This is a genomic window from Streptomyces sp. NWU339, assembly GCF_003143855.1.
GTDB lineage: Bacteria > Actinomycetota > Actinomycetes > Streptomycetales > Streptomycetaceae > Streptomyces.
Genome location: NZ_QFRK01000018.1, coordinates 1 through 25,562, shown reverse-complemented (window position 1 = coordinate 25,562; position 25,562 = coordinate 1). Strand labels below are relative to the sequence as shown.

The 25,562-nt window shown below is 70.7% G+C and carries 14 protein-coding genes, 1 tRNA gene and 2 rRNA genes; 3 read left to right on the top strand and 14 right to left on the bottom strand.

The genetic code is table 11. The features are described from left to right. The first annotated feature begins 199 nt into the window (after positions 1-199). Positions 200-5,035 carry an ATP-dependent helicase gene (locus DIZ27_RS21595; RefSeq protein WP_109380089.1) on the top strand — a complete coding sequence of 1,612 codons (4,836 nt, stop codon included), beginning with the start codon at positions 200-202 and terminating at the stop codon, positions 5,033-5,035. A 44-nt stretch (positions 5,036-5,079) separates the two neighbouring features. Continuing rightward, positions 5,080-5,931 carry an Fpg/Nei family DNA glycosylase gene (locus tag DIZ27_RS21590; protein WP_109380088.1) on the top strand — a complete coding sequence of 284 codons (852 nt, stop codon included), beginning with the start codon at positions 5,080-5,082 and terminating at the stop codon, positions 5,929-5,931. On the opposite strand, the gene DIZ27_RS21585 is transcribed toward DIZ27_RS21590, so the two are convergent. The 10 genes from DIZ27_RS21585 to DIZ27_RS21540 form a co-directional block, all read right to left on the bottom strand. Continuing rightward, entirely contained in the window at positions 5,882-6,193 is a 312-nt protein-coding gene (locus DIZ27_RS21585; protein ID WP_109380087.1) for a hypothetical protein, read from the bottom strand. The two genes, DIZ27_RS21590 and DIZ27_RS21585, sit on opposite strands and share 50 nt — an antisense overlap. Positions 6,194-6,387: 194 nt before the next feature. After that, on the bottom strand, positions 6,388-6,858 hold the full coding sequence (locus DIZ27_RS21580) for a Dps family protein (protein WP_109380086.1): 471 nt from the start codon (positions 6,856-6,858) through the stop codon (positions 6,388-6,390). Between the two features lie 181 nt (positions 6,859-7,039). After that, positions 7,040-7,420 (bottom strand): helix-turn-helix domain-containing protein, encoded by a 381-nt coding sequence (locus DIZ27_RS21575; protein ID WP_109380085.1) that lies wholly within the window; start codon positions 7,418-7,420, stop codon positions 7,040-7,042. 109 nt (positions 7,421-7,529) lie between these two features. Then, positions 7,530-8,075, bottom strand: a complete 546-nt coding sequence (locus DIZ27_RS21570; RefSeq protein ID WP_109380084.1) for a CinA family protein — start codon at positions 8,073-8,075, stop codon at positions 7,530-7,532. Next, positions 8,072-8,899, bottom strand: a complete 828-nt coding sequence (pgsA, locus tag DIZ27_RS21565) for a CDP-diacylglycerol--glycerol-3-phosphate 3-phosphatidyltransferase (protein ID WP_109380083.1) — start codon at positions 8,897-8,899, stop codon at positions 8,072-8,074. The genes DIZ27_RS21570 and pgsA overlap by 4 nt, the downstream gene beginning before the upstream one ends. Next, the gene (gene rimO, locus DIZ27_RS21560) at positions 8,896-10,371 is read right to left on the bottom strand and encodes a 30S ribosomal protein S12 methylthiotransferase RimO (protein WP_109380082.1); all 1,476 of its coding nucleotides are present in this window, start codon (positions 10,369-10,371) and stop codon (positions 8,896-8,898) included. Before rimO ends, pgsA begins: the two co-directional genes overlap by 4 nt. 107 nt (positions 10,372-10,478) lie before the next feature. Beyond that, positions 10,479-11,309: a helix-turn-helix domain-containing protein gene (locus tag DIZ27_RS21555; RefSeq protein WP_109380081.1), complete on the bottom strand. Its 831-nt coding sequence runs from the start codon at positions 11,307-11,309 to the stop codon at positions 10,479-10,481. A gap of 249 nt (positions 11,310-11,558) precedes the next feature. Further along, positions 11,559-14,336 carry a DNA translocase FtsK gene (locus tag DIZ27_RS21550; protein WP_181383632.1) on the bottom strand — a complete coding sequence of 926 codons (2,778 nt, stop codon included), beginning with the start codon at positions 14,334-14,336 and terminating at the stop codon, positions 11,559-11,561. Positions 14,337-14,480: 144 nt separating this feature from the next. Then, entirely contained in the window at positions 14,481-15,158 is a 678-nt protein-coding gene (locus tag DIZ27_RS21545) for a two-component system response regulator (protein ID WP_109380080.1), read from the bottom strand. Between the two features lie 343 nt (positions 15,159-15,501). After that, on the bottom strand, positions 15,502-20,994 hold the full coding sequence (locus DIZ27_RS21540) for a HAMP domain-containing protein (RefSeq protein WP_109380079.1): 5,493 nt from the start codon (positions 20,992-20,994) through the stop codon (positions 15,502-15,504). A gap of 443 nt (positions 20,995-21,437) precedes the next feature. Here DIZ27_RS21540 and DIZ27_RS21530 point away from each other — a divergent pair, with 443 nt between their 5' ends. Then, the gene (locus DIZ27_RS21530) at positions 21,438-24,182 is read left to right on the top strand and encodes a SpoIIE family protein phosphatase (protein WP_109380078.1); all 2,745 of its coding nucleotides are present in this window, start codon (positions 21,438-21,440) and stop codon (positions 24,180-24,182) included. Positions 24,183-24,234: 52 nt separating this feature from the next. Here DIZ27_RS21530 and DIZ27_RS21525 read toward each other — a convergent pair. The 4 genes from DIZ27_RS21525 to DIZ27_RS21510 form a co-directional block, all read right to left on the bottom strand. Further along, a tRNA-Thr gene (locus DIZ27_RS21525) sits at positions 24,235-24,307 on the bottom strand. Between the two features lie 78 nt (positions 24,308-24,385). After that, the gene (locus DIZ27_RS21520; RefSeq protein ID WP_181383637.1) at positions 24,386-25,048 is read right to left on the bottom strand and encodes a DegT/DnrJ/EryC1/StrS family aminotransferase; all 663 of its coding nucleotides are present in this window, start codon (positions 25,046-25,048) and stop codon (positions 24,386-24,388) included. A gap of 114 nt (positions 25,049-25,162) precedes the next feature. Then, positions 25,163-25,279 (bottom strand): 5S ribosomal RNA (gene rrf, locus DIZ27_RS21515). Between the two features lie 86 nt (positions 25,280-25,365). Beyond that, a 23S ribosomal RNA gene (locus DIZ27_RS21510) occupies positions 25,366-25,562 on the bottom strand; the annotation flags it as partial.

Below are 25,562 nucleotides of genomic sequence, written 5' to 3'. Positions count from 1 at the left end.
TTCGGGCTGGACCGCAACCCTCGGGTTGGAAGCCCCCTTCCTTCGGGAGGGGGAGCGGAGTCACACGGCCATTGTCACCCGACCCCTGGCCGGACCCGCAGGGGCCCGCCCGGCCCCTGCGCACCGAGGCCGAGCAGACCGGACGCCCACGTCCGGCCTGCTCAGGCCCGTTGTCAGTGCCCGGGTGCAGGATGGACGCATGGTCAGCACTCCGCACCGAGCCCTGGACGGCTTCTCCGCCGCGACCCGCGGCTGGTTCACGGGGGCGTTCTCCGCGCCCACCGCGGCCCAGGCGGGCGCCTGGCGGGCCATCCACGAGGGGTCGGACGTGCTGGTCGTCGCCCCCACCGGCTCCGGCAAGACGCTGGCCGCGTTCCTCGCGGCCCTGGACCAGCTGGCCGCCACACCCCCGCCCGCGGACCACCGGAAGCGCTGCCGCGTCCTGTACGTCTCCCCGCTGAAGGCCCTGGCCGTCGACGTCGAGCGCAATCTCCGCAGCCCGCTGACCGGCATCCGCCAGGAGGCCGTGCGCCTGGGGCTGCCCGAGCCCGAAATCAAGGTCGGGATCCGCTCCGGCGACACCCCGCCCGCCGAGCGCCGGGCCCTGTCCACCCGCCCGCCGGACATCCTCATCACCACTCCGGAGTCCCTGTTCCTGATGCTGACGTCGGCCGCGCGGGACGCGCTGACGGGCGTGGAGACGGTGATCCTGGACGAGGTGCACGCGGTCGCCGGAACCAAACGCGGGGCGCACCTCGGGCTCTCCCTGGAGCGGCTGGACGAACTGCTGCCCAGGCCGGCCCGCCGCATCGGCCTGTCGGCGACGGTCCGCCCGGTCGACGAGATCGCCCGTTTCCTGTCCCCGCGCGGCAAGGTGGAGATCGTCCAGCCCGAGGCCGGCAAGGAGTTCGACCTCTCCGTCGTGGTCCCGGTCGAGGACCTGGGTGAGCTGGGAGGCTCCCCGGTGGCCGACGGATCGGAGGGGGCGGAGCGCCCGTCGATCTGGCCGCACGTCGAGGAGCGGATCGCCGACCTGGTCCAGTCCCACCGCTCGACGATCGTGTTCGCGAACTCCCGCCGTCTCGCGGAACGCCTGTGCAACCGGCTCAACGAGATCGCCTACGAGCGGGCCACCGGGGAGCCGCTGGGCGAGCACCACTCCCCGGCCGAGCTCATGGGCGGTTCCGGGGCCGCCCAGGGCGCGCCCGCCGTCATCGCCCGCGCGCATCACGGCTCGGTGTCCAAGGAGCAACGGGCCCTGGTCGAAGAGGACCTCAAGGCGGGCCGTCTGCCTGCGGTGGTGGCCACCTCCAGCCTGGAGCTGGGGATCGACATGGGCGCGGTCGACCTGGTGGTCCAGGTCGAGTCGCCGCCGTCGGTGGCCTCGGGGCTCCAGCGCGTCGGCCGCGCGGGCCACCAGGTGGGGGCGGTCTCCACGGGCGTGGTGTTCCCGAAGTACCGGGGCGACCTCGTCCAGGCCGCCGTGGTCACCGAGCGGATGCGGACCGGCGCCATCGAGTCGCTGCGGGTTCCTGCGAACCCGCTGGACGTCCTGGCGCAGCAGATCGTCGCGATGACGGCCATGGACACCTGGCAGTTCGACGATCTGCTGGCCATGGTGCGCCGGGCGGCCCCTTTCGCCTCACTGCCCGAGTCGGCCTTCACGGGCGTGCTGGACATGCTCGCCGGCCGTTATCCGTCCGACGCGTTCGCGGAGCTGCGCCCGCGCGTGGTGTGGGACCGGGTCACGGGCGAGATCACCGGCCGTCCGGGGGCGCAGCGCCTCGCCGTCACCTCCGGGGGCACGATCCCCGACCGGGGCCTGTTCGGGGTGTTCCTCGCGGGCGCCGACCCCAAGAAGGGCGGCGGACGGGTCGGCGAACTCGACGAGGAGATGGTCTACGAGTCCCGGGTCGGCGACGTCTTCACGCTCGGCACCACCTCCTGGCGCATCGAGGACATCACGCGCGACCGTGTGCTGGTCTCTCCGGCCCCGGGCGTGCCGGGGCGGCTCCCGTTCTGGAAGGGGGACCAGCTGGGCCGCCCACTGGAGCTGGGCCGCGCGGTGGGCGCGTTCCTGCGGGAGGTCGGCTCACTGTCTCCGCAGGAGGCGCGCCTGCGGCTCCTCGCCGCCGGGCTGGACGCCTGGGCCGCCGACAACGTGCTGTCCTACCTCGACGAACAGCGCCAGGCCTGCGGCCACGTCCCGGACGACCGCACGATCGTCGTGGAGCGTTTCCGTGACGAGCTCGGCGACTGGCGGGTCGTGGTGCACTCCCCGTTCGGGGCCCAGGTGCACGCCCCGTGGGCGCTCGCGCTCGGTGCCCGCCTCTCCGAGCGGTACGGCATGGACGCCCAGGTGATGCACGCCGACGACGGCATCGTGCTGCGCCTGCCGGACGCCGGCCTGATGGGTCTGGACCTGCTCGACCAGGAGCCGGTGCGGACGGGCACCGAGTACGACGCGGACCAGGCGCCGCTGGGCGCGGCGGACGTCGTCTTCGACAGGGGGGAGGTCGACCAGCTCGTCACCGACCAGGTGGGCGGCTCGGCGCTGTTCGCGTCCCGCTTCCGCGAGTGCGCCGCCCGTGCGCTGCTGCTGCCGCGCCGCAACCCCGGCAAGCGCACCCCGCTGTGGCAGCAGCGTCAGCGTGCCTCCCAGCTGCTCCAGGTGGCGGGCGAGTTCGGCTCGTTCCCGATCGTCCTGGAGGCCGTCCGCGAATGTCTCCAGGACGTCTTCGACGTCCCCGGGCTCGTCGAGCTGATGGGCGATCTGGAGTCCCGCAAGGTGCGGCTCGTCGAGGTCACCACCCCCGAGCCGTCCCCCTTCGCCCGCTCGCTCCTGTTCGGATACGTCGCCCAGTTCCTGTACGAGGGCGACTCCCCGCTCGCCGAGCGTCGCGCGGCAGCCCTGTCGCTGGACTCGCGGCTGCTGGCCGAGCTGCTCGGCCAGGCGGAGCTGCGCGAGCTGCTCGACGCCGAGGTGCTGGCCGAGCTGGAGCGCGAGCTGCAGTGGCTCACCGAGGACCGGCGGGTCAAGGACGTGGAGGGCGTGGCCGACCTGCTGCGCGTACTCGGACCACTCACCGGGGCCGAGCTGGCGGAGCGGGGTGCCGAGCCGGGGTGGGCGGAGGAGCTGGCCTCGGCCCGCCGCGCGATCCGGGTCCGCGTCGCCGGCACCGAGCGCTGGGCGGCGGTCGAGGACGCCGGGCGACTGCGCGACGCGCTGGGCACGGCGCTGCCGGTCGGCGTGCCGGAGGCGTTCACCGAACCGGTCAAGGACCCGCTGGGCGACCTCCTCGCGCGGTACGCCCGGACCCACGGCCCGTTCACGTCGGCCACCGCCGCGGCCCGCTTCGGGCTGGGCGTGGCGGTCACCGAGGGCGCCCTGCAGCGGCTCTCGGCGGCGGGCAGGGTCGTCCAGGGCGAGTTCCACCCGGCCGGAATCGGCCAGGAGTGGTGCGACGCGACCGTGCTGCGCAGGCTGCGCCGCCGTTCCCTGGCCGCCCTGCGGCATGAGCTGGAACCGGTGCCGCCGGGCGCGCTCGCCCAGTTCCTCCCCCAGTGGCAGCACATCGGCAGGGGGCACACACTGCGCGGCGTCGACGGTCTGGTGCGCGCCGTCGAGCAGTTGCAGGGTGCGTCCGTGCCCGCGTCCGCCCTGGAGAAGCTGGTCCTGCCTTCCCGGGTCGCGCACTACTCCCCCGCGATGCTGGACGAGCTCACGGCCGCCGGAGAGGTGGTGTGGGCCGGTGCCGGTTCCCTCCCGGGAAAGGACGGCTGGGTCTCCCTGCACCTCGCGGACGCGGCCCCGCTGCTCCTGCCGCCCGCACAGCCCCTGGAGACGACCGCCCTGCACCAGTCTGTGCTGGACGCCCTCGTCGGCGGCTACGGCCTGTTCTTCCGCCAGATCGCCGACCAGGTCCGCGCCACCACCCACCCCGAGGCCACCGAGCCCCAGCTGGCCGACGCCCTCTGGGACCTGGTCTGGTCCGGCCGGCTGACCAACGACACCCTCGCCCCCATGCGCTCCCTGCTGGGCTCGGGCCGTACCGCGGGCTCGACCGCCCACCGCGCGAAGCGCCCGGTGCCACGCGGCCGCTACGGCTCGCTCACGGCAGCCGCCCGCGGTATCTCCCGCACCGGCCCCCCGACTGTTGCCGGACGCTGGTCACTGCTCCCGGACCGGGAGGCCGACCCCACGGTCCGCGCCCACGCCCTGGCCCGCACCCTGCTCGACCGGCACGGCGTGGTGACTCGGGGCGCCGTCTCGGCGGAGGGCGTCGAGGGCGGTTTCTCCGCGGTCTACCGCGTCCTGTCCGCCTTCGAGGAGACCGGGCAGGCCCGGCGCGGTTATGTGGTCGAAGGGCTGGGGGCCGCCCAGTTCGCCATGGACGGCGCGGTGGACCGCCTCCGCTCGGCGGCCAACGCCCGTGAGCGGGGGGAGGCCCTCCCCGGCCCGGGCCCGGACGGCCCGGACGGGAGCGGCCCCGGTCTCCTCGACGGCGACCCCGCCCCCTTCGCCCTCCATGGCTTTCCCCCGCCCACCGACGGCTCCCGCGACCTCGCTCCCGGTCCCCGGCAGTACGGGGGGCGTCCCTCGTACGACCCCTTCGCGGGCCGCCGCACCGGCCCGGACCTCGTCCTGCGGGCCGTCGTCCTGGCCGCCGCCGATCCCGCGAACGCGTACGGTGCCGCGCTGAGCTGGCCCGAGCCCCCGACGGGCGCCGGGCACAAGCCCGGCCGCAAGGCGGGCTCGCTGGTGGTGCTCGTCGACGGTGAGCTGACGCTCTACGTGGAGCGCGGCGGCAAGACGGTGCTGGCCTGGCCCGCGGACCCGGACGGGGAGCCCGCCGACGACCCCCGCCTCCCGGCCGCGGCAGAAGCACTCGCGGCGGCCGCGCGCGCGGGCTCCCTCGGCACGGTCACGGTGGAGCGCCTCAACGGCGTTTCCGCCCTGACGTCCCCGCTCGGGGCGCTTCTGGAGGCCGCGGGCTTCGTCGCGACCCCCCGAGGCCTGCGCCTGCGCCCCTGACCAGCGGGCCTGCCCGCCGCACTAGAGCGTGCGACCCTTGCCCCATGCCCGAAGGAGACACCGTCTGGCAGGCCGCGCGGCGGCTGCACGGCGCCCTCGCCGGCACCGTGCTGACCCGCAGCGACCTGAGGGTGCCCAGGTCCGCCACGGCCGACCTCACCGGCCGCGCCGTCCTGGACGTCACCCCGCGCGGCAAACACCTGCTCACCCGTGTCGAGGGCGGTCTGACCCTGCACTCGCACCTGCGGATGGACGGCTCCTGGCGGGTGTACGCGCACGGGCAGCGCTGGAGCGGCGGCCCCGCCCACCAGATCCGCGCGATCCTGGGCAACGCCGACCGCACCGCCGTCGGCTACCGTCTGCCCGTCCTCGAACTCCTGCGCACCACCGACGAGGACCGCGTGGTCGGCCACCTCGGCCCCGACCTCCTGGGCCCGGACTGGGACCCCGGCCTGGCGCTGGCGAACCTTCTCCAGGACCCGGCCCGCCCGCTCGGCGAAGCCCTGCTGGACCAGCGCAACCTCGCCGGTGTCGGCAACGTGTACAAGAGCGAGCTCTGTTTCCTGCTCGGTGTCACGCCCTGGCTCCCCGTCGGCGAACTGTCCGGCGAACGCGCCGCGAAGCTGCCCGAGTTCGCCAGGAAGCTGCTGGTGCACAACCGCGACCGCCCGATCCGCAGCACCACCGGCCGCCGCGGCCAGGACCTGTTCGTCTACGGCCGCGCGGACCGCCCCTGTCTGCGCTGCCGAACCCCGGTCCGCCGGGCCGACCAGGGCGACGGTTCCCGCGAGCGCCCCACCTACTGGTGCCCCACCTGCCAGCCGGGCCCGGCCCCCGGAGCGGCCTTCACCGCCGGCCGGATTCCCCGTCCGGACGGGGGCGCGGCGATGCCGTGATGACCGTGGAGGGTGTGCCGGCCCCCGGCGCGGCGGCCGCGCCCGTGTTCCAGGCCCGGCGCCAGCGCCCGGCCGCCAGGGCTCCTTCCGCCCGCACCTTCGGCATGCAGTGCACCGGAAGCACGCTCAGCCCCCATCCCCCGGCCGCGACCGCCGCCTCCAGCGCTCCCGCGTCGGGTACGAGCAACAGCCGCGCCACGGCCCACCACCACAGCATCCCGAGCCCCAGCGCCGCACCCCGGCGAACTGCCCGCGCCCTCATGGCCCCCACCTCCGGCACCTCCAGCCGGACGCTATAGGGGCACTCATCCGGGCAGCCAGGGCGCACCGCCGGCACACGGGCGCACCGCGCACCGCGCCTGCCGCCGCGCCGATGCCGCCACAGGCCACGTACGCCGCGTGTGCCCCGTGGGCCGCACACCCACCCCGCCGCTCAGCACAGCGCCCGGGGCCACGTCACCCGTTCTCGGCCTGGAACATCCAGTGCTGCTTCTCGAGACCCGCCGTCGCCGAGATGAGGATGTCCTGGCTCACCGGGTCCGGCTCGGCGGTCGCACCGACCCGCTCGCGCATCCGCTCGATCACCGCGCCCAGTGCGTCCACCATGGCGCCCACCGCGGCCGTGTCGTCGACCCAGCCCTCGGGCGTCACCCCGATGCCGCTGCCGACGGCCACCGTCGCGGCGCGCCCGTCGGGTGAGACGCCCAGCGCCGCGGCACGCTCCGCCACGGTGTCGGAGTGCGTCCGCGCGAGGGTCACCACCTCGTCGAGCTGCAGGTGCACGGAACGGAAGCGCTGCCCGACGACGTTCCAGTGGATCTGCTTCGCCACCAGAGCGAGGTCCACCAGGTCGACGAGGGCTCCCTGGAGCGCCTCGGACACGGTTTTCAGGTTCTCGTCGGACAACGGGCTCTTCACGACGTACATCCGCGCCTCCAAGGCTGGTCACCGCGTGTGGATTTCTCCCTCATTCCCTCAACCATCGCCGCCACGCACCGGACCGGCAAACGCACGCACCGGGAAGCCGTGGGCAAGCGAAAACCCCGGCGGCACCCCTCCGGATCTTCCGGAAGGACCCCGGCCGGGGCCTCTCACACCTTCACACCGCTCAGGCGGCGACGACGTCGACCGCCTCGGCGGGCGCCTTGATGGTCACCCGTTCCGGTGGCACGCCGGTCACCGAGACGGAACCCAGCATCGGACGGACCGACGCGGGCACGGGTTCGCTGGGCGTCGCCGCAGCCGACCGGGCCAGCTCGGCGAGGGCGAGCTCGTCGCTCACTTCCCGCATGAGCTCGGACATCCGTACGTCCAGCGCATCGCAGATCGCGGAGAGCAGCTCGGAGGAAGCCTCCTTCTGCCCCCGCTCCACCTCGGAGAGATAGCCGAGTGAGACTCGGGCGGACGAGGAGACTTCGCGCAGAGTACGGCCCTGGCGCTGGCGCTGCCGACGCAGCACGTCACCCAGCAGGCGACGGAGCAGAATCATCGGTGGCTACCTCCTCGGGCCGTGTATCCGGATCCTTCTCGCCCCACCGTACCGCCTTGCGCTGCGGCCGTGCGGGGAGCGATGTCGTGTTCACTCTGGGCTGCAAACATCAAAACCCCCCGTTCCGTTCCGTATCCTGTGCCCGCTCATTCCCGGTCTGTTCGCCCGCAAGCTCCCCGAGAAGCAGTGCGAGTACGCTCCGTACACTCTCCATACGAATTTCCGCCCGGTCGCCGTTCAATCGCAGATGCTCCACTTTTCCGCCACCGGAAAAAACGGAATCCGTCACCGACGGCCCGCACACCGCCACATAGACCGTCCCGACGGGTTGCCCGTCCTGGGGATCCGGGCCGGCGACACCCGTGGTCGCGATGCCCCAGTCGGCGCCCAGCGCCTTGCGGACGCCGACCGCCATCTCGGCCGCCACCTGCGGATCCACCGCTCCGCGCTGCGCCAGCAGGGTGGCGTCGACGCCGAGCAGTTCGTGCTTCAGCTCGGTGGCGTAAGCCGTCACCGAGCCGCGGAAGACCTTCGACGCTCCGGGCACGGAGGTGATCTCCGCCGCGACCAGACCGCCGGTGAGCGACTCGGCGACGGCCAGCGTCTCACCCTTGACGGTGAGTAGTCGCACTGCTTCGGCAGCCCGGGAACTCAAGCTTCCGGCTCTTTCAACGCCGCTTCGCGCTCGATGATTCCCTTCCTGCGCAGCACCATGGCCTGCCTCACATAGTCGAGTCCGGTCACGACGGTGAGCACGACGGCCGCCGCCATCACCCAGAACCGCAGGGTGGCCAGCCACCCGGTCAGCGCCAGTACGTACATGCCGACGGCCACGCCCTGGGTGAGGGTCTTGAGCTTGCCCCCGCGACTTGCCGGGATCACTCCGTGACGAATGACCAGAAAACGCAGCAGGGTGACACCGAGTTCCCGGCCGAGGATGACTCCGGTGACCCACCAGGGGAGGTCGCCCAGCGCGGAGAGGCAGATCAGCGCCGCTCCCATGATCGCCTTGTCGGCGATGGGGTCGGCGATCTTGCCGAAGTCGGTGACGAGGTCGTAGGTGCGTGCCAGATGACCGTCGAACAGGTCGGTGATCATGGCGACGGCGAAGGCCGCCCACGCGAACGCGCGCCAGGCCGGGTCGTATCCGCCGTCGGCGAGCATGAGGGCGACGAATGCCGGTACGAGCACCAGCCGGAGCATGGTGAGCAGGTTGGCGACGTTCCAGACGCTGGCCTGGTTCACGGCTGCCGCCGTGATCTTCCCGCCCCGCGCCGACTGCCCGTCACGGTCACGGTCGTCGTTGCCGTGGCCATTGCCGTTCCCGCCTGGGACACGGTCGGTCATGCCACCGGAAACCGAGGACCGGGAGGCGTCACCGCCCGCGGTCCCACCGGCCCTCGGGCGGCCCGCCGGACTCGCCGACGCCCTCCTCGCGCCGGAGGGGCCTCCCGCCGCGGATGCCGGGACACCCGTCATCTGCCAGCCTCCTGACTCAACGCGGGCGAACCCTGGAAGAGCGGCTCGGCCACCAGGTCGACACCTTCCGTGCCGACGACCTTCGCCTCGACCATACGGCCCGGACGCAGACCGGTGCCGTTCGTGAGCAGCACCTGGCCGTCCGTCTCGGGGGCCTGGTGCGCCGCACGCCCGTACACGCCCTCCTCGTCGTCGACGGACTCCACCAGCACGTGCACGGTCTCGCCGACCCGCTCCTCGGCGCGCTGCGAGACGAGTTCCTCGGCCATCCGGGAGACATGCGCCAGCCGCTCGGCGACGACGTCCTCGTCCAGCTTGTGCTCGTACGTCGCCGCTTCGGTGCCCTCCTCGTCGGAGTAGCCGAAGACACCGATGGCGTCCAGCCGGGCGTGGTTCAGGAACCGCTCGAGCTCGGCGAGGTCGGCCTCGGTCTCGCCGGGGAAGCCGACGATGAAGTTGGAGCGCACACCGGCCTGCGGTGCCTTGCTCCGGATGGTGTCGAGTAGCTCCAGGAAGCGGTCGGTGTCGCCGAAGCGGCGCATCGCGCGCAGCACGTCGGGCGCGGAGTGCTGGAAGGACAGGTCGAAGTAGGGGACGACCCCCGGCGTGGAGGTCAGTACGTCGATCAGGCCGGGGCGCATCTCGGCGGGCTGGAGGTAGCTGACGCGGACCCTCTCGATGCCGTCGACCTCGGCGAGTTCGGGCAGCAGGGACTCCAGGAGGCGGATGTCGCCGAGGTCCTTGCCGTAGGAGGTGTTGTTCTCGGAGACCAGCATGATCTCCTTCACGCCCTGCTCGGCCAGCCACCGCGTCTCGTTCAGCACATCGCTCGGGCGGCGCGAGATGAAGGAACCGCGGAAGGACGGGATGGCGCAGAAGGAGCAGCGCCGGTCGCAGCCGGAGGCGAGCTTCACCGAGGCGACCGGGGTGCCGTCCAGCCGGCGCCGCAGGGGCGCGCGGGGTCCGGAGGCCGGGGCTACGCCGTCGGGGAGGTCCACCGGGCCGTGCCCCGGAAGGGCGACGGACGTGGCGGACTCCTGGCGCTCTGCGGGGCTGATCGGCAGCAGCTTGCGTCGGTCTCGGGGGGTGTGGGAGGCGTGGATGCCGCCGTTCAGGATGGTCTGGAGGCGGTCCGAGATGTCGGTGTAGTCGTCGAAGCCGAGCACGCCGTCGGCCTCGGGGAGCGCCTCGGCCAGTTCCTTGCCGTACCGCTCGGCCATGCAGCCCACCGCCACCACGGCCTGCGTTCTTCCGTGGCCCTTGAGGTCGTTGGCCTCCAGGAGGGCGTCGACGGAGTCCTTCTTGGCGGCTTCGACGAAGCCGCAGGTGTTCACGACGGCGACGTCCGCTTCTCCGGCGTCCTCCACGAGCTGCCAGCCGTCCGCCTCCAAACGGCCTGCGAGCTCCTCCGAGTCCACCTCGTTACGGGCGCAGCCAAGGGTGACGAGTGCGACGGTGCGGCGTTCAGGCATGGGCTCAAGACTACTTCGTCCCGCCGACCCCCCACGTCGACGGGGTTGACCGACCGGGGCCGGCCGATCCCGGCCGGCCCCGTCGGCGAAGCGTCGTCCGCCTCCGGCTATCCGGCCTGCGGGTCGCCCTTCGTGTACGTGAGGCGCTCCACGGCCCCCGGCTGCCAGTCGTCCTCGATCTTCTTGCCGTTGACGAAGAGGTCGATCGCGCCGGCGTCACCGAGTACCAGGTTGATCTTCGTGCTGTCCTGGAAGGTCTTGGAGTCGCCCTGCTTGAGCAGCCCGTCGAAGAGCAACCGGCCGCTGTGGTCCTTGGCGGAGATCCAGCTGCGCCCGTCGGGAGCGCTCACCATGACGGTCACCTTGTCCTGCGGCGCGGCCGCGATGGCGCTGTCCGAGGGTTCCGGCTCGGGGTCTGCGGGCTTCTTGGACTCGGGGGTGGACGATGCGGACGTGCTGGGGGTGGCGCTGTCGGCGACGTTCTCCTTGCCGCCTTCGTCGCCGTCCTTGACCATGGTGAATCCGACGAAGCCGACCACGACGACGATCGCGGCGACCATGGCCGCGGTCCAGTTGGGTCCGCGCCGCTCCGGGCGGATGCGTTCCGCCTCGAACAGGGGGGCGGCCGGGGTGGGAGCCGGGCGGCCTCCGTGCTCGGCCTCGTACTGGGCGATCAGCGGGGCAGGGTCGAGCTGCACGGCCCTGGCCAGGCTCCGGATGTGCCCGCGCGCGTAGACGTCGCCGCCGCAGGGCTCGAAGTCGTCCGCCTCGATGGCGCGCACGATGGCGATACGGACCCGGGTGGCGGTGGTGACGTCGTCGACGGTGAGGCCGGCGGCGATGCGTGCCTGCTGCAGCGCACGGCCGACGGAGGGGCGGGTTTCCTCGGATACGTCTTCGAACGGACGCTCGTCTTCAGGAGAGTTGCCGATGGACACGGGGGCGCCTTTCGAGCGTGTAGCCACCTGTGCTGGAGGTTCAGTCTAGGGGGATGACAAAAGGGTGGGGCAACCGGACGGTAGGACTTTGTACGCCATCGGAATGGCCCGATATGCCAATGGTGGACCTGCGGTTTGGCACTTCCCTCACGTTGACGTACGCCGAAGGGAAACGGTTGCGCTGTGCTCCCTTACGGGTGGGTCACGATCCGCCGTCCGGCTGCGGCGGAGCAACGACCGCGTCCCTCCTTACCCTTCAGACTCCCCCCGGATCAGCGCGAGCACGCCGTCCAGCTCATCGGCCTTCACAAGAACGTCACGCGCCTTCGAACCCTCGCTCGGCCCGACGATGTTCCGGGACTCCATGAGGTCCATGAGCCGGCCGGCCTTCGCGAAACCCACGCGCAGCTTGCGCTGGAGCATGGACGTCGACCCGAACTGGGTGGAGACGACCAGTTCGGCTGCCTGGCACAGCAGGTCGAGGTCGTCGCCGATGTCCTCATCGATCTCCTTCTTCTGCTTGGTCCCGACGACGACGTCCTCACGGAAGACGGGCGCCATCTGGTCCTTGCAGTGCTGGACGACGGCCGAGACCTCCTCCTCGGTCACGAACGCGCCCTGCATGCGCGTGGGCTTGTTCGCGCCCATCGGCAGGAACAACCCGTCGCCCTTGCCGATCAGCTTCTCGGCGCCGGGCTGGTCGAGGATGACCCGCGAGTCCGCGAGCGACGAGGTGGCGAACGCGAGCCGGGAGGGCACGTTGGCCTTGATCAGACCGGTGACGACGTCGACCGAGGGCCGCTGTGTGGCGAGCACCAGGTGGATGCCGGCCGCCCGCGCGAGCTGCGTGATCCGCACGATGGCGTCCTCGACGTCGCGCGGGGCGACCATCATCAGGTCGGCCAGCTCGTCGACGATCACCAGCAGGTAGGGGTACGGCTGGAGCTCCCGCTCGCTGCCCTCGGGCGGTTTGGCCTTGCCCTCGCGCACCGCGCGGTTGAAGTCGTCGATGTGCCGGTAGCCGTAGGCGGCGAGGTCGTCGTACCGCAGATCCATCTCACGCACGACCCACTGGAGGGCCTCGGCGGCCCGCTTGGGGTTGGTGATGATCGGTGTGATCAGGTGCGGGATGCCCTCATAGGCGGTGAGTTCCACGCGCTTGGGGTCGACCAGGATCATCCGGACGTCCTCCGGGGTCGCCCGCATCATGACCGAGGTGATCAGGCAGTTGATGCAGGACGACTTTCCGGAGCCGGTGGCGCCGGCGACCAGCATGTGCGGCATCTTCGCCAGCGAGGCCATCACGTAGCCGCCCTCGACGTCCTTGCCGAAGGCGACCAGCATCGGGTCGTCGTCCTCAGCGGACTCCGCGAGGCGCAGCACGTCACCGAGGTTGACCATCTCCCGGTCGGTGTTCGGGATCTCGATGCCGACGGCGGACTTGCCGGGGATGGGGCTGATGATGCGCACGTCGGGGCTGGCGACGGCGTACGCGATGTTCTTCGTCAGCGCGGTCACCCGTTCGACCTTGACGGCCGGTCCGAGCTCCACCACATAGCGGGTGACCGTCGGGCCGCGGGTGAAGCCGGTGACGGCGGCATCCACCTTGAACTCGGTGAAGACCTTCCGCAGGGCTTCGACTATGGCGTCGTTGGCCGCGCTGCGCGCCTTGCCCGGACCGCCGCGGGTGAGCAGGTCGAGCGAGGGCAGCGAGTAGGTGATGTCACCGGAGAGCCGGAGCTGCTCCGCGCGGGCGGGCAGGTCCCGGGGTTCGACGGGCGGCGCCTTCGTCATGTCCAGGACCCCCGCCTCCGGCCTCTCCTGCTTCGGCTCGCCCGCCCTCGGCTTCTCCTGCCGGGGACGGGCGGCCGGGACCGGTGTCGGCGTGGTCGACTCGCGGTCCCCCACGCGTACGCCCTGGGTGAGGTCGGCGACGATCGGCGAGGGCGGCATCCCGTGCAGCACGGCGCCGTCGAGCGCGGCGGCGGCAGCGGCGGCCACGTCCACGGCGTCCATCGGCCGGTTCGTGTCGGGCTGCGGCACCGCGGACCGGCGCGGGCGGGAGCGTCGCCGGGAGAGCGCTTCCTGCTCCGTAATGTCGGGGATGCCGGGGGTGCCGGGGGCGTACTCCTGGGGCGCCCGTCCGTGTCCGCGGCGGCCGGCGGGCAACGCCTCGCGCCACTGCTCCTCGTAGCGCTCGTCGTCATCGCCGTACTCGCCGTACTCCTCCGGCGTCCGGTCGTGGACGAGCCCCAGCTTGGTACCGAGCAACCGCAGCCGCTGCGGGACGGCGTTGACCGGGGTGGCCGTGACGACCAGCAGACCGAAGACGGTGAGCAGCACCAGCAGGGGCACGGCGAGCACATCGGTCACGGTGTACGACAGTGGCGTGGCCGCGCCCCAGCCGATGAGCCCGCCGGCGTCCCGTATCGCGTGCATGCCGTCGCTGCGGGCGGGCGAGCCGCAGGCGATGTGGATCTGGCCGAGTACCCCGATGAGGAGGGCCGACAGGCCGATGACGATGCGGCCGTTGGCCTCCGGCTTCTCCGGGTGCCGGATGAAGCGCACGGCGACGACCGCGACCAGGATCGGCACCAGCAGGTCGAGCCGGCCGAAGGCGCCGGTGACCAGGATCTCCACCAGGTCGCCCACGGGCCCCTCGAGGTCGGCCCAGGTGCCCGCGGCGACGATGAGTCCGATGCCGAGCAGCAGCAGCGCGAGGCCGTCCTTGCGGTGGGCGGGGTCGAGGTTCCTGGCGCCCTGCCCTATGCCGCGGAAGACCGCCCCGACGGCGTGCGCCAGGCCGAGCCACAGGGCGCGCACCAGGCGGTAGACGCCGCCCGTCGGGCTGGGAGCCGGCTTGGGCACGGGTTTCTTCGCCGCGGCCCTCTTGGCCGTAGTGGCTTTCCTCGCCGTGGCCTTCTTCACGGGCGGCTTCTTGGCAGCGGCCTTCTTCGCCGGAGCCTTCGCGGAAGCAGCCGCCTTCTTCGCGGGTGGCTTCTTGGCGGCGGAGGGACGTGAGGCCATGGGGGTGAGGTTACCGGTGGAGACGCCTGTGGACACGCGCGCCAGATGCTTCACCCGTTCGTGTCGCTTCGGCGGAGGCGCCGAACTGACGCCGCCTCACCCCGGGACCGCGCCGGGTGAGCGGCAAGAACCGCACCCTGCCGATCAGTTCTGCGACGGCATCGGCGACGCGGGGCCCGTGCCCGGCTCCAGCGCGTCCAACGCACGCCGCAACCCCGTGAGCTTGCGCTCCAGGTGGGCCGCCGTGGCCACCGCGGCCGCGTCGGTCGATTCGTCGTTGAGTTGCTTGGTCAGTGCCTCGGCCTGTTCCTCGACAGCCGCGAGCCGCGCGGAGAGTTCGGCGAGCAGGCCGACGGGCTCCTTCTGCTCCCCGGACTCCTTCTCGTCGCCCTCCAACTGGAGCCGCAGCAGTCCCGCCTGCTCCCTCAGCTGGCAGTTCTTCATGTACAGGTCGACGAACACGGAGACCTTCGCACGCAGCACCCACGGGTCGAACGGCTTGGAGATGTAGTCGACCGCACCTGCCGCGTAGCCGCGGAAGGTGTGGTGCGGGCCGTGGTTGATCGCGGTGAGGAAGATGATCGGGATGTCCCGGGTCCGCTCCCGGCGCTTGATGTGCGCCGCGGTCTCGAAGCCGTCCATGCCCGGCATCTGGACATCCAGCAGGATGACCGCGAAATCATCCGTGAGCAGTGCCTTGAGCGCTTCCTCCCCGGACGATGCCCGTACCAGCGTCTGATCGAGCGCCGAGAGGATCGCCTCCAGCGCCAGCAGATTCTCCGGCCGGTCATCGACCAGGAGGATCTTGGCCTTCTGCACCATGGCCCGCCCTCCTCGCCCCGGCTTGGGGCCTCCCCTGTCCGCAGGACCTGGATGGGCACCGGCGGGTGCCGCCCCAGGGGACGACTCCCTTGCGCCGCCCGTCCTCGTGCCGGTCATCGTAGCCGCACCCCGCCTGTCGCCACACCCTGTCACCGTGATGTCACTGTGCACGTAGCGGAAACGCGGCAGGAGACCAGAAGGTTCCCCGGATCACGTGCTTCTACACAACTTCGCGCACACCACGACAACGATTCCCCGTGCGCGGCGAAGTCTCCCACCACCATCGCACGCCGAGGGGGCGCCGCCCACGCGCCCCCTCTCCCGTGGTGTCGCCCTCAGGCCCTCACGCCCCCTCAGAACCCCTCAGCCCCCTCATCCATTCCTGCATCACCGACAGCAGGTGATCGGGGTCGACGGGCTTCGTCACGTAGTCGGAGGCTCCCGACTCGATCGCCTTCTCACGGTCGCCCTTCATCGCCTTCGCGGTGAGCGCGATGATCGGGAGCCCCGCGAACTGCGGCATCCGACGGATCGCCGTCGTCGTCGCGTAACCGTCCATCTCGGGCATCATGATGTCCATCAGGACGACCGCCACGTCGTCGTGCTGTTCCAGCACCTCGATGCCCTCGCGGCCGTTCTCCGCGTACAGCACGGAAAGGCCGTGCTGTTCCAGGACGCTGGTCAGCGCGAACACGTTGCGGATGTCGTCGTCGACGATGAGCACCTTCTGTCCGCCGAACCGGATACCGCGGTGCGACCGGGCCGCCTGCTCCTGCTCCTGCTCCGCGCCGGACCCCTGTTCGGGGGCCTGCGGCGCGGGCCGCCGCTCCAGCTGGGGCAGCGGCCTGCGGCGCCGCCGGAACAGCGCGGCCGGACCGTTCTGGATCTCCCGGTACGACGTCACCTCGACCGGTGTCACGACCGCGGGGTCGGCGGACGCCGCCGGCGCCGTCGGACCGCCGCTCTCCAACGTCGGCATGGTCTGCTGGTAACCGTGCGGGGGCAACTCGCTGGGGTACAGCGGGAGATACAGCGTGAACGTCGAACCGCGGCCCGGCTCGCTCTGCGCGTGGATCTCACCGCCGAGCAGTTGTGCGATCTCCCTCGAGATGGACAGCCCGAGCCCCGTGCCGCCGTACTTGCGGCTGGTCGTGCCGTCCGCCTGTTTGAACGCCTCGAAGATCACCCGCATCTTGCTGGCGGCGATCCCGATACCCGTGTCGGACACCGAGAACGCGATCAGGTCGGCGTCCGGGTCGGTCAGCGAACCGGCCTCCAGCAACTGCTCCCGGATGGCCTGCGGAACGTCGTCCCGAGCCGGCCGGATGACCAGCTCGACCGACCCGGAGTCGGTGAACTTCACCGCGTTCGACAGCAGGTTGCGCAGCACCTGGAGCAGCCGCTGCTCGTCGGTGTGCAGCGTGGCCGGCAGCTCCGGGGAGACCCTGACCGACAGGTCCAGGCCCTTCTCCGCGGTCAGCGGCCGGAAGGTGGCCTCCACGTAGTCCACGAGCTGGACGAGCGCGATACGCGTCGGGGAGACGTCCATCTTGCCCGCCTCGACCTTCGACAGGTCGAGGATGTCGTTGATCAGCTGCAGCAGGTCGGAGCCTGCGCCGTGGATGGTCTCGGCGAACTCGACCTGCTTCGGGGAGAGGTTCCCCTCGGCGTTGTCGGCGAGCAGCTTGGCCAGGATCAGCAGGGAGTTGAGCGGCGTCCGCAGCTCGTGCGACATGTTGGCCAGGAACTCGCTCTTGTAGCGCATGGAGACCGCGAGTTGCTCGGCGCGCTCCTCCAGGACCTGCCGCGCCTCCTCGATCTCGGTGTTCTTCACCTCGATGTCGCGGTTCTGCCGCGCCAGCAGTTCGGCCTTCTCCTCCAGTTCGGCGTTGGACGCCTGGAGTGCCTTCTGCCGCTGCTCCAACTCGGCCGAGCGCTCACGGAGTTGCTCGGTCAGTTCCTGCGACTGAGCCAGCAGCAGCTCCGTCTTGGTGTTCACCGAGATGGTGTTGACACTTGTCGCGATCATCTCGGCGATCTGGTTCAGGAAGTCCTTCTGGATGTGCGTGAACGGCGTGAAGGAGGCCAGTTCGATGACGCCCAGCACGGTCCCCTCGAACAGCACCGGAAGCACGATCACCTGGGCCGGCGGCGCCTCCCCGAGCCCCGAGGAGATCTTCAGGTAGCCACTGGGCGCGTTCTCCACCAGGATTGTGCGCTTCTCCATGGCGGCCGTCCCGATGAGCCCCTCACCGGGCCGGAACGACGTCGGCATGGAGCCCAGCGAGTAGCCGTACGAACCGAGCATGCGCAGCTCGTACTGGTCGTTCTCGTCGACGCTCACGTCCTCCCCGTCGACCAGCGGCATCGAGAGGAAGAACGCGCCGTGCTGTGCGGAGACCACGGGCGTCAGCTCGCTCATGATCAGCGAGGCCACGTCCTCCAGGTCCCGGCGGCCCTGCATCAGCGCGGAGATACGGGCCAGATTGCCCTTCAGCCAGTCCTGCTCCTTGTTGGCGATCGTGGTGTCGCGCAGGTTGGCGATCATCTTGTTGATGTAGTCCTGGAGTTCCTGGATCTCCCCGGACGCGTCCACGTCGATCTTCAGGTTCAGGTCGCCGCGGGTCACCGCGGTCGCCACGCGGGCGATGGCCCGCACCTGCCGGGTCAGGTTCCCGGCCATCTCGTTCACGGACTCGGTCAGGTCCCGCCAGGTGCCGTCGACGTCCCGCACGCGGGCCTGACCGCCGAGCTGGCCCTCCGTGCCCACCTCGCGGGCCACCCGCGTGACCTCCTCGGCGAACGAGGACAGCTGGTCCACCATCGTGTTGATGGTGGTCTTCAGCTCCAGGATCTCGCCCCGCGCGTCGATGTCGATCTTCTTCGTCAGGTCACCCTTGGCGATGGCCGTGGTCACCATGGCGATGTTGCGCACCTGACCGGTCAGGTTGGACGCCATCCGGTTCACGGACTCGGTGAGGTCCTTCCACGTACCGGCCACACCCGGTACGTGCGCCTGACCGCCGAGGATGCCGTCCGTACCCACTTCGCGGGCCACCTTGGTGACCTGCTCGGCGAACGAACTCAGCGTCCGCACCATGATGTTGATGGTGTCGGCGAGCTGCGCCAGCTCACCGCGCGCCTCGATGGTGACCTGCCGCGTCAGGTCGCCGTTGGCGACCGCGGCGGAGACCTCGGAGATGTTCCGCACCTGGGTGGTGAGGTTCTTGGCCATCAGGTTGACGTTGTCGCTCAGGTCCTTCCAGATGCCCGTGACCCCGGGTACGTGGGCCTGGCCGCCGAGGATGCCCTCGGTGCCCACCTCACGCGCCACCCTGGTCACCTGCTCCGCGAACGACGACAGCTGGTCCACCATCGTGTTGACGGTGGTGACGAGCGCGAGGATCTCGCCCTTGGCATCGACGGTGATCTTCTTCGACAGATCGCCCTGGGCCACCGCGGTGGTGACCTCGGCAATGTTGCGCACCTGGAGGGTCAGGTTGTTCGCCATGCCGTTCACCGACTGGGTGAGGTCCTTCCAGGTGCCGGAGACGCCCTGCACCTCGGCCTGACCGCCGAGCTGGCCCTCCGTGCCCACCTCGCGGGCCACCCGCGTGACCTCCTCGGCGAACGACGACAGCTGGTCCACCATCGTGTTCAGGGTGTTCTTCAGCTCCAGGATCTCGCCGCGCGCGTCCACGGTGATCTTCTGCGACAGGTCACCCCGGGCCACCGCCGTCGCCACCTGGGCGATGTTCCTCACCTGCGCGGTGAGATTGCCGGCCATGCCGTTCACGGAGTCGGTGAGGTCGCGCCACACCCCGGCGACACCGGGCACCTGCGCCTGGCCCCCGAGCCGGCCCTCCGTGCCCACCTCGCGGGCCACGCGTGTGACCTGGTCGGCGAACGACGACAACTGGTCCACCATCGTGTTGACGGTGTTCTTCAGCTCCAGGATCTCGCCGCGCGCGTCCACGGTGATCTTCTGCGACAGGTCACCCCGGGCCACCGCCGTGGTGACCTGGGCGATGTTGCGCACCTGGCCGGTCAGATTGGACGCCATCGAGTTGACGGAGTCGGTGAGTTCCTTCCAGGTGCCCGACACGCCGTCCACGCGGGCCTGACCGCCCAGGCGGCCCTCCGTGCCCACGTCCCGGGCCATGCGTGTGACCTGGTCGGCGAAGCTCGACAGCTGGTCCACCATCGTGTTGACGGTGTTCTTCAGCTGGAGCATCTCGCCGGAGACATCGACGGTGACCTTCTGCGACAGGTCGCCGTTGGCCACCGCCGTCGTCACCTGGGCGATGTTCCTCACCTGACCGGTGAGGTTGCGGAACGCGGTGTTGACGGAGTCCGTCAGGTCCTTCCAGGTCCCCGCCGCCCCCGGCACCTGCGCCTGCCCGCCCAGCTCGCCTTCGACACCGACCTCTCGCGCCACCCGCGTGACCTCGGCGCCGAAGGAGGACAGCTGGTCGACCATCGTGTTGACGGTGTTCTTCAGCTCCAGCATCTCGCCGGCCACGTCCACGGTGACCTTCTGCGACAGGTCGCCGTTGGCCACCGCCGTCGTCACGGCGGCGATGTCCCTCACCTGGGTGGTCAGGTTCCGGAACACGGTGTTGACGGAGTCCGTCAGGTCCTTCCAGATACCGGCGGCGCCCGGCACGTTCGCCTGACCGCCCAGCTGCCCCTCGGCCCCGACCTCGTTGGCGACCCGGGTCACCTCGTCCGCGAAGATCCGCAGCGTCTCGGTCATCTGGTTGATCGTCTCGGCCAGCTGAGCGACCTCGCCGCGCGCCGGTACGGTCACCTTCCGTGACAGGTCGCCGTTGGCGACGGCGGTCGTCACCTCCGCGATCCCGCGCACCTGGGCCGTCAGGTTCCCGGCCATGGTGTTCACCGAATCGGTGAGTTCCTTCCACACGCCGTCCACCCCGGGCACCTGCGCCTGTCCGCCCAGTGCGCCCTCGGTGCCCACCTCGCGCGCGACGCGCGTCACTTCGGAGGAGAACGCCGAGAGCTGGTCGACCATCGTGTTGACGGTGTTCTTCAGCTCCAGCATCTCGCCTTCGACATGCACGGTGACCTTGCGTGACAGGTCGCCACGGGCGACCGCCGTCGTCACCAGCGCGATGTCGCGCACCTGCGCCGTCAGCCGCTCCGCCATGGTGTTGACCGAGTCCGTGAGGTCCTTCCACGAACCGGACATGCCGCGCACCCGGGCCTGACCGCCCAGCTTGCCCTCGGTACCGACCTCGCTGGCCACGCGGGTGACCTCGTCGGTGAAGCTCGACAGCTGGTCGACCAGGTTGTTGACGGTACGGCCGACCTTCAGGAACTCTCCGCGCAGCGGCTGCCCCGACCCGTCGGTGACCTGCGTCCGCAACTCCATCCGCGGCGACAGATCACCCTCGGCCACCGCCGACAGCACCCGGCTGACCTCGGAAACGGGCCGTGCCAGATCGTCCACCAGCGCGTTCGAGTTGTCGATCGCGGTCGACCAGGAGCCCTCGCAGGGCCCCGTCTCCAGGCGCTCGGTGAGCTTCCCCTCACGCCCCACCATGCGCCGCACCCGCGCCAGTTCACCCGTCAGATGAAGATTGCGGTCGGCCACCTCGTTGAAGACCGCGGCGATCTCCGACATCGGGCCGTCACCGGACACCGTGAGCCGCTTGCGGAAGTTGCCGTCCCGCATCGCCACCAGGGCCACCATCAAACGGTTCAGGGCCGCCGAGTCCACCTCGGTGGTCCCGCCCCGCGCTCTGCCCTGCCCACTCAGGGACCGTCCGCCCTTCGCGCGCGTGTTCGTGCCCCGCGTCGCTGCGCCAGACTCCACTGTGTCCCTCCCGCAGGGGTCGACCGTTACTGCTCGTGCTCGGGCACCGCCGCACGGCGTACCCGTGAAAGCTGTTCCTACTGTTTACTCTGCTTACTCGTGCATGTTCCTGTACCGCGATACCTGCCCGGCAGGCCGGGGGGCCGTCCGGGACCACTGCCCGCCCGGCACGGAAGACACCCCGCCTGTCCGGACCTTCGCAACAACAAGCCTGCCCAGTGTTTCACCCCCACCGAACCAGGCCATAACAGTTCGGCAGCTTCGCACATCGTCCGCACAGCTTCCGAGCGTCGGACACCTCCGGACGGAAACACCGCAGACCGGCATCCGCTCGGACCGCGAAGGTAAGTAACCTTGCATGCGGCTGTCCAGCCACGCCGGTCCGTCCGGCCCGGGCGATGGCCGGCACGGAGTCGAGCGGGCATCGGAGGGCGGCCGCACACATGACCACCGGACTGATCCCGGGGGACCAGCCCCCGGACCCACGGCCGACGAACGGCCTGCCGCACCAGCGGGACGAACCGGTCGGCCGTGGAACCATGCCCGCAGAGAACCGGTCGAGGAGTTCTGTGATCACCGCGCGCGCGGCCGCCAGCTTCGAGCCCGTCGGACGCTCGGTCGCGAGTGCCCGCGCCTTCGTCCGCGACACCCTCCAGGGGTGGGGGTTCGCCGACATCATCGACGACGCCGTGGTCCTCACCAGTGAGCTCGTCACCAACGCCGTGGTCCACGCCGGCACCTCCGCCGACCTCCTGTGCCTGCGCAGTGACGACGGCGTACGGATCGAGGTAGCCGACCGGTATCCGGAACGCGAAGTGCCGCTCCAGGGCTCGGCCGCCACCATGGGCAGCCCCGACCGCGAGGGCGGACGCGGCCTCCAGCTCTGCGCGGCCCTGGCCGACCGCTGGGGCGTGGAGTACAGCCCCACCTACAAGACCGTCTGGTTCCAACTCGACATTCCCGAGCGTCCGGTGGGCACCCGCGCGGCCGGTCCGGCACTGCCGTCCGACCTCCTGCCCATCGCCGACACCCGGGTCCGCGTCGCCGTCGTGCAGATCGACCGGATCGGCGCCATCTCCTCCTGGAACGAAGACGCGGAAGAACTCTTCGGATACAGAGCCGACCAGGTCACCGGCAAGCCGCTCACCGATCTCGCAGCCTGGCCGCACACTCCCGGCACCGGCACCGGCATCGCGGAGGCGCTCCAACTCTCCCGCTGGGAAGGCAGCTACGGCATAAGGGACGCCCACGGCCGAGTGACCCCCGTCTACGCCTCCCACCTGCGCGTCCGCGACGCGGACGGTGACCCGTCCACCGTGTGCCTCCTCGTCAGGGACCACGAACGGGCCGTCCTGCAGACCCCGTTGCGAGTCACCGCCTCCGACACCTCCGAGAACCAGAGCACCGACCCCTTCGAGGTGTTCATCGGCTCGCCCGCCCCCGACGACCTCGACAGCCTCCTCCAGCGCACGGTGGAACGCGCCCGCGACATGCTCGACGGCGACTCCGCCTTCCTCCTGCTCGCCACCGACGACGAGACCGAACTCGAGGTACGCGCCTCCACCGGCCTGCCCTCCGCCCGACAGCGCTTCGCCCGCGTCCCGGTGGAGGCCGGCTCCGGCCGCTACGGCTCCGCCCGGATGCCGTCCGTCCACGACGACCTCACCGCCCTGCCCGGCGCGGTCCCCCTCCTCAACGGCACCGGCATGCGCTCGGTCGTCACCGTCCCGCTCAAGGTCGAGGGCCGCCTCACCGGCTCCCTCGGCGTCGCCGCGGAAGGAGCCGGCAGATACTCCAATGAGGAGGCACTGCGCCTCCAGTTCGCCGCCGACCGCATCGCCCTGGCCGTCGAGTCGGCCCGCCTGGGCGAGCTGGAACGACTGCGCCGCGGCTCACTGAGCTTCCTCGTCGAGGCCTCCGACCTGCTGGCCGGCACCCTGGACCGCGACCAGACCCTGGCGCTCATGGCCCAGATGACCGTCCCCACCCTGGCCACCTGGTGCGCCGTCTACACGATCGCCGACCAGGCCTCCGAGCCGTACCTCTCCTACGTCCTGCACGAGGACGAGGAACTCATCGACGGCATCAAGTCCCTGCTCTCGAAGATGGCCCCGCCCGACCCGGTCCCCACCCCCGGCGCCCGCGTATGGTCGGCGCCCGGCGAGGTGGCCCACCAGGCGGCCCTGCGCACCTCCATGCGCAGCCTCGGCCTGAGCGGCGGCCCGAACAGCCAGGTCACCCCCGGCATCGGCCCCACCCTCACGACGGCCTCCGCGGTGGGCGGCGAGACGGTGGTCCTCCCCCTGGTCGCCCGCAACCGCGTCATCGGCATGCTGACGCTCGGCAAACCGACCGACGAACACTTCCGGCAGGAGATCCTGGAACTCGCCGAGGACCTCTCCCGCAGGGCCGCCCTGGCCCTGGACAACGCCCGTCTCTACTCCGAGCGCACGGCCATCAGCCAGTCCCTCCAGCGCAGCCTCCTGCCGCCGGAACTCCCCGTGATCAACGGCGTCGAGGTCGAGGTCATCTACCGCGCGGCAGGCGAAGGCAATGAGGTCGGCGGCGACTTCTACGACCTGTTCCCGATCAGCGACGGCGCCTACGGCTTCGCCATCGGCGACGTCTGCGGTACGGGCCCGAACGCCGCGGCCGTCACCGGGCTAGCCCGGCACGCGCTCCGGCTGCTGGCCCGCGAGGGCCTCAGCGGCCCGGCGGTCCTCGAGCGCCTGAACTCCGCCATCCTCGACGAGGGCGCCCGCAGCCGCTTCCTCACCCTCCTGTACGGCGAGCTGCGCCCGCAGGAGGACGGCAGCGCGGAGTTGAAGGTCGTGTGCGCGGGCCACCCCCTCCCGCTGCGCCTGCGCCAGGACGGCACCGTGGAACCCGCCGCCGAACCGCAGCCCCTCCTCGGTGTCCTCGAGGACCTGGACCTGTACGAGCAGACGGTCATCCTCGACCCGGGCGACGTCCTGCTGTGCGTCACCGACGGTGTCACCGAGCGCCGTGAGGGCCTGAACATGCTGGGCGACGACGGCCTCGCCGAGGTCCTGACGACCTGCACGGGCCTCACCGCGGGCGCGGTCGCCGCCCGCATCATGCGCGCCGTGGAACGCTTCGCCTCCGACGCCCCCTCCGACGACATGGCGATCCTCGCCATGCGCGTCCCGGGCCTCCACCAGGACTGAGAGCCAGGGCATGAGAAAGGCCCCGCCCGGGAGGGCGGGGCCTTTCTGTCGGAGCCCCCAAACGGAATCGAACCGTTGACCTTCTCCTTACCATGGAGACGCTCTGCCGACTGAGCTATAGGGGCCTGTTGCCGCTCTGCGGTTTCCCGCGTTGGCAACGGAATAGATCATACCCTGACCAGCCCTGTGCTCCCAACCACGGTTCAGAGAGCCGGCTGAAGCAGCCCGCCCAGCGCGTTGCAGGCCGACGCGACACGCTGCATGTCCCGCTTGGTCAGCGAGGCGTCCACGGGCAGGGCCAGGGTCTCGTCGGCAGCCCGCTCGGTCTCGGGCAGGGAAACGCACCGCCGGAATCCGGGCAGCCGGTGCACGGGCGTCTTCACCGGCACCCTGCACTCAACCCCCTTGGCCCGTACGGCTCGTGCAAAAGCGTCCCGGTCCGGGCGACCGTTCCCGGGCACTCGCACGACGTACTGCTGGTAGGTGTGCCCGTCACCACCGTCGGGCGTTCGAACACCCCGCAGTTTCGCGTCGAGATAGGCCGCCCGCGCCCTGCGCCGAGCGATCTCGTCGTACGGCCCCTCGGACTCTCCGCGCTCCAGTATCAGCAGGCCGTGCCGCTGCCCGAGGATGTGCAACCGGGCGATGTCGGCCTGCCTGCCGAAGCGGTGGACGGCAACAACAGCTGCCGTCCGCGGAGTTATGGCGGCTTCCACAGCGGCCGGCGCGAGGCAGTAGGTCACCGGATCTATCTCGGCGAACACCGGCAACGCGCCTGCAAGGGTGACAGCCTCGGCGACTTCCACGTTCCCGAAGGCGGACACGACCACCTCGTCACCGACTCCGACACCGGCGGCCCTGAGCAGTGCAGCAGTACCCATGGGATGGATGCTCGTGGCGCAACGTGAACTTCAAGTGACGCAGAACAAAAAAGGGTTGGACCCGGAACCGAAGTTCGGGGTCCAACCCTGTCACAATTTGTTCGGCGGCGTCCTACTCTCCCACAGGGTCCCCCCTGCAGTACCATCGGCGCTCTGGGGCTTAGCTTCCGGGTTCGGAATGTAACCGGGCGTTTCCCCCACGCTATGACCACCGAAACACTATGAAACACTCAACCGCACCACACCCTACGGGCGTGGGGTCGTTCGTGGTTTCAGAACCAACACAGTGGACGCGAGCAACTGAGGACAAGCCCTCGGCCTATTAGTACCGGTCACCTCCACACCTTGCGGTGCTTCCAGACCCGGCCTATCAACCCAGTCGTCTGCTGGGAGCCTTACCCCATCAAGTGGGTGGGAGTCCTCATCTCGAAGCAGGCTTCCCGCTTAGATGCTTTCAGCGGTTATCCCTCCCGAACGTAGCCAACCAGCCATGCCCTTG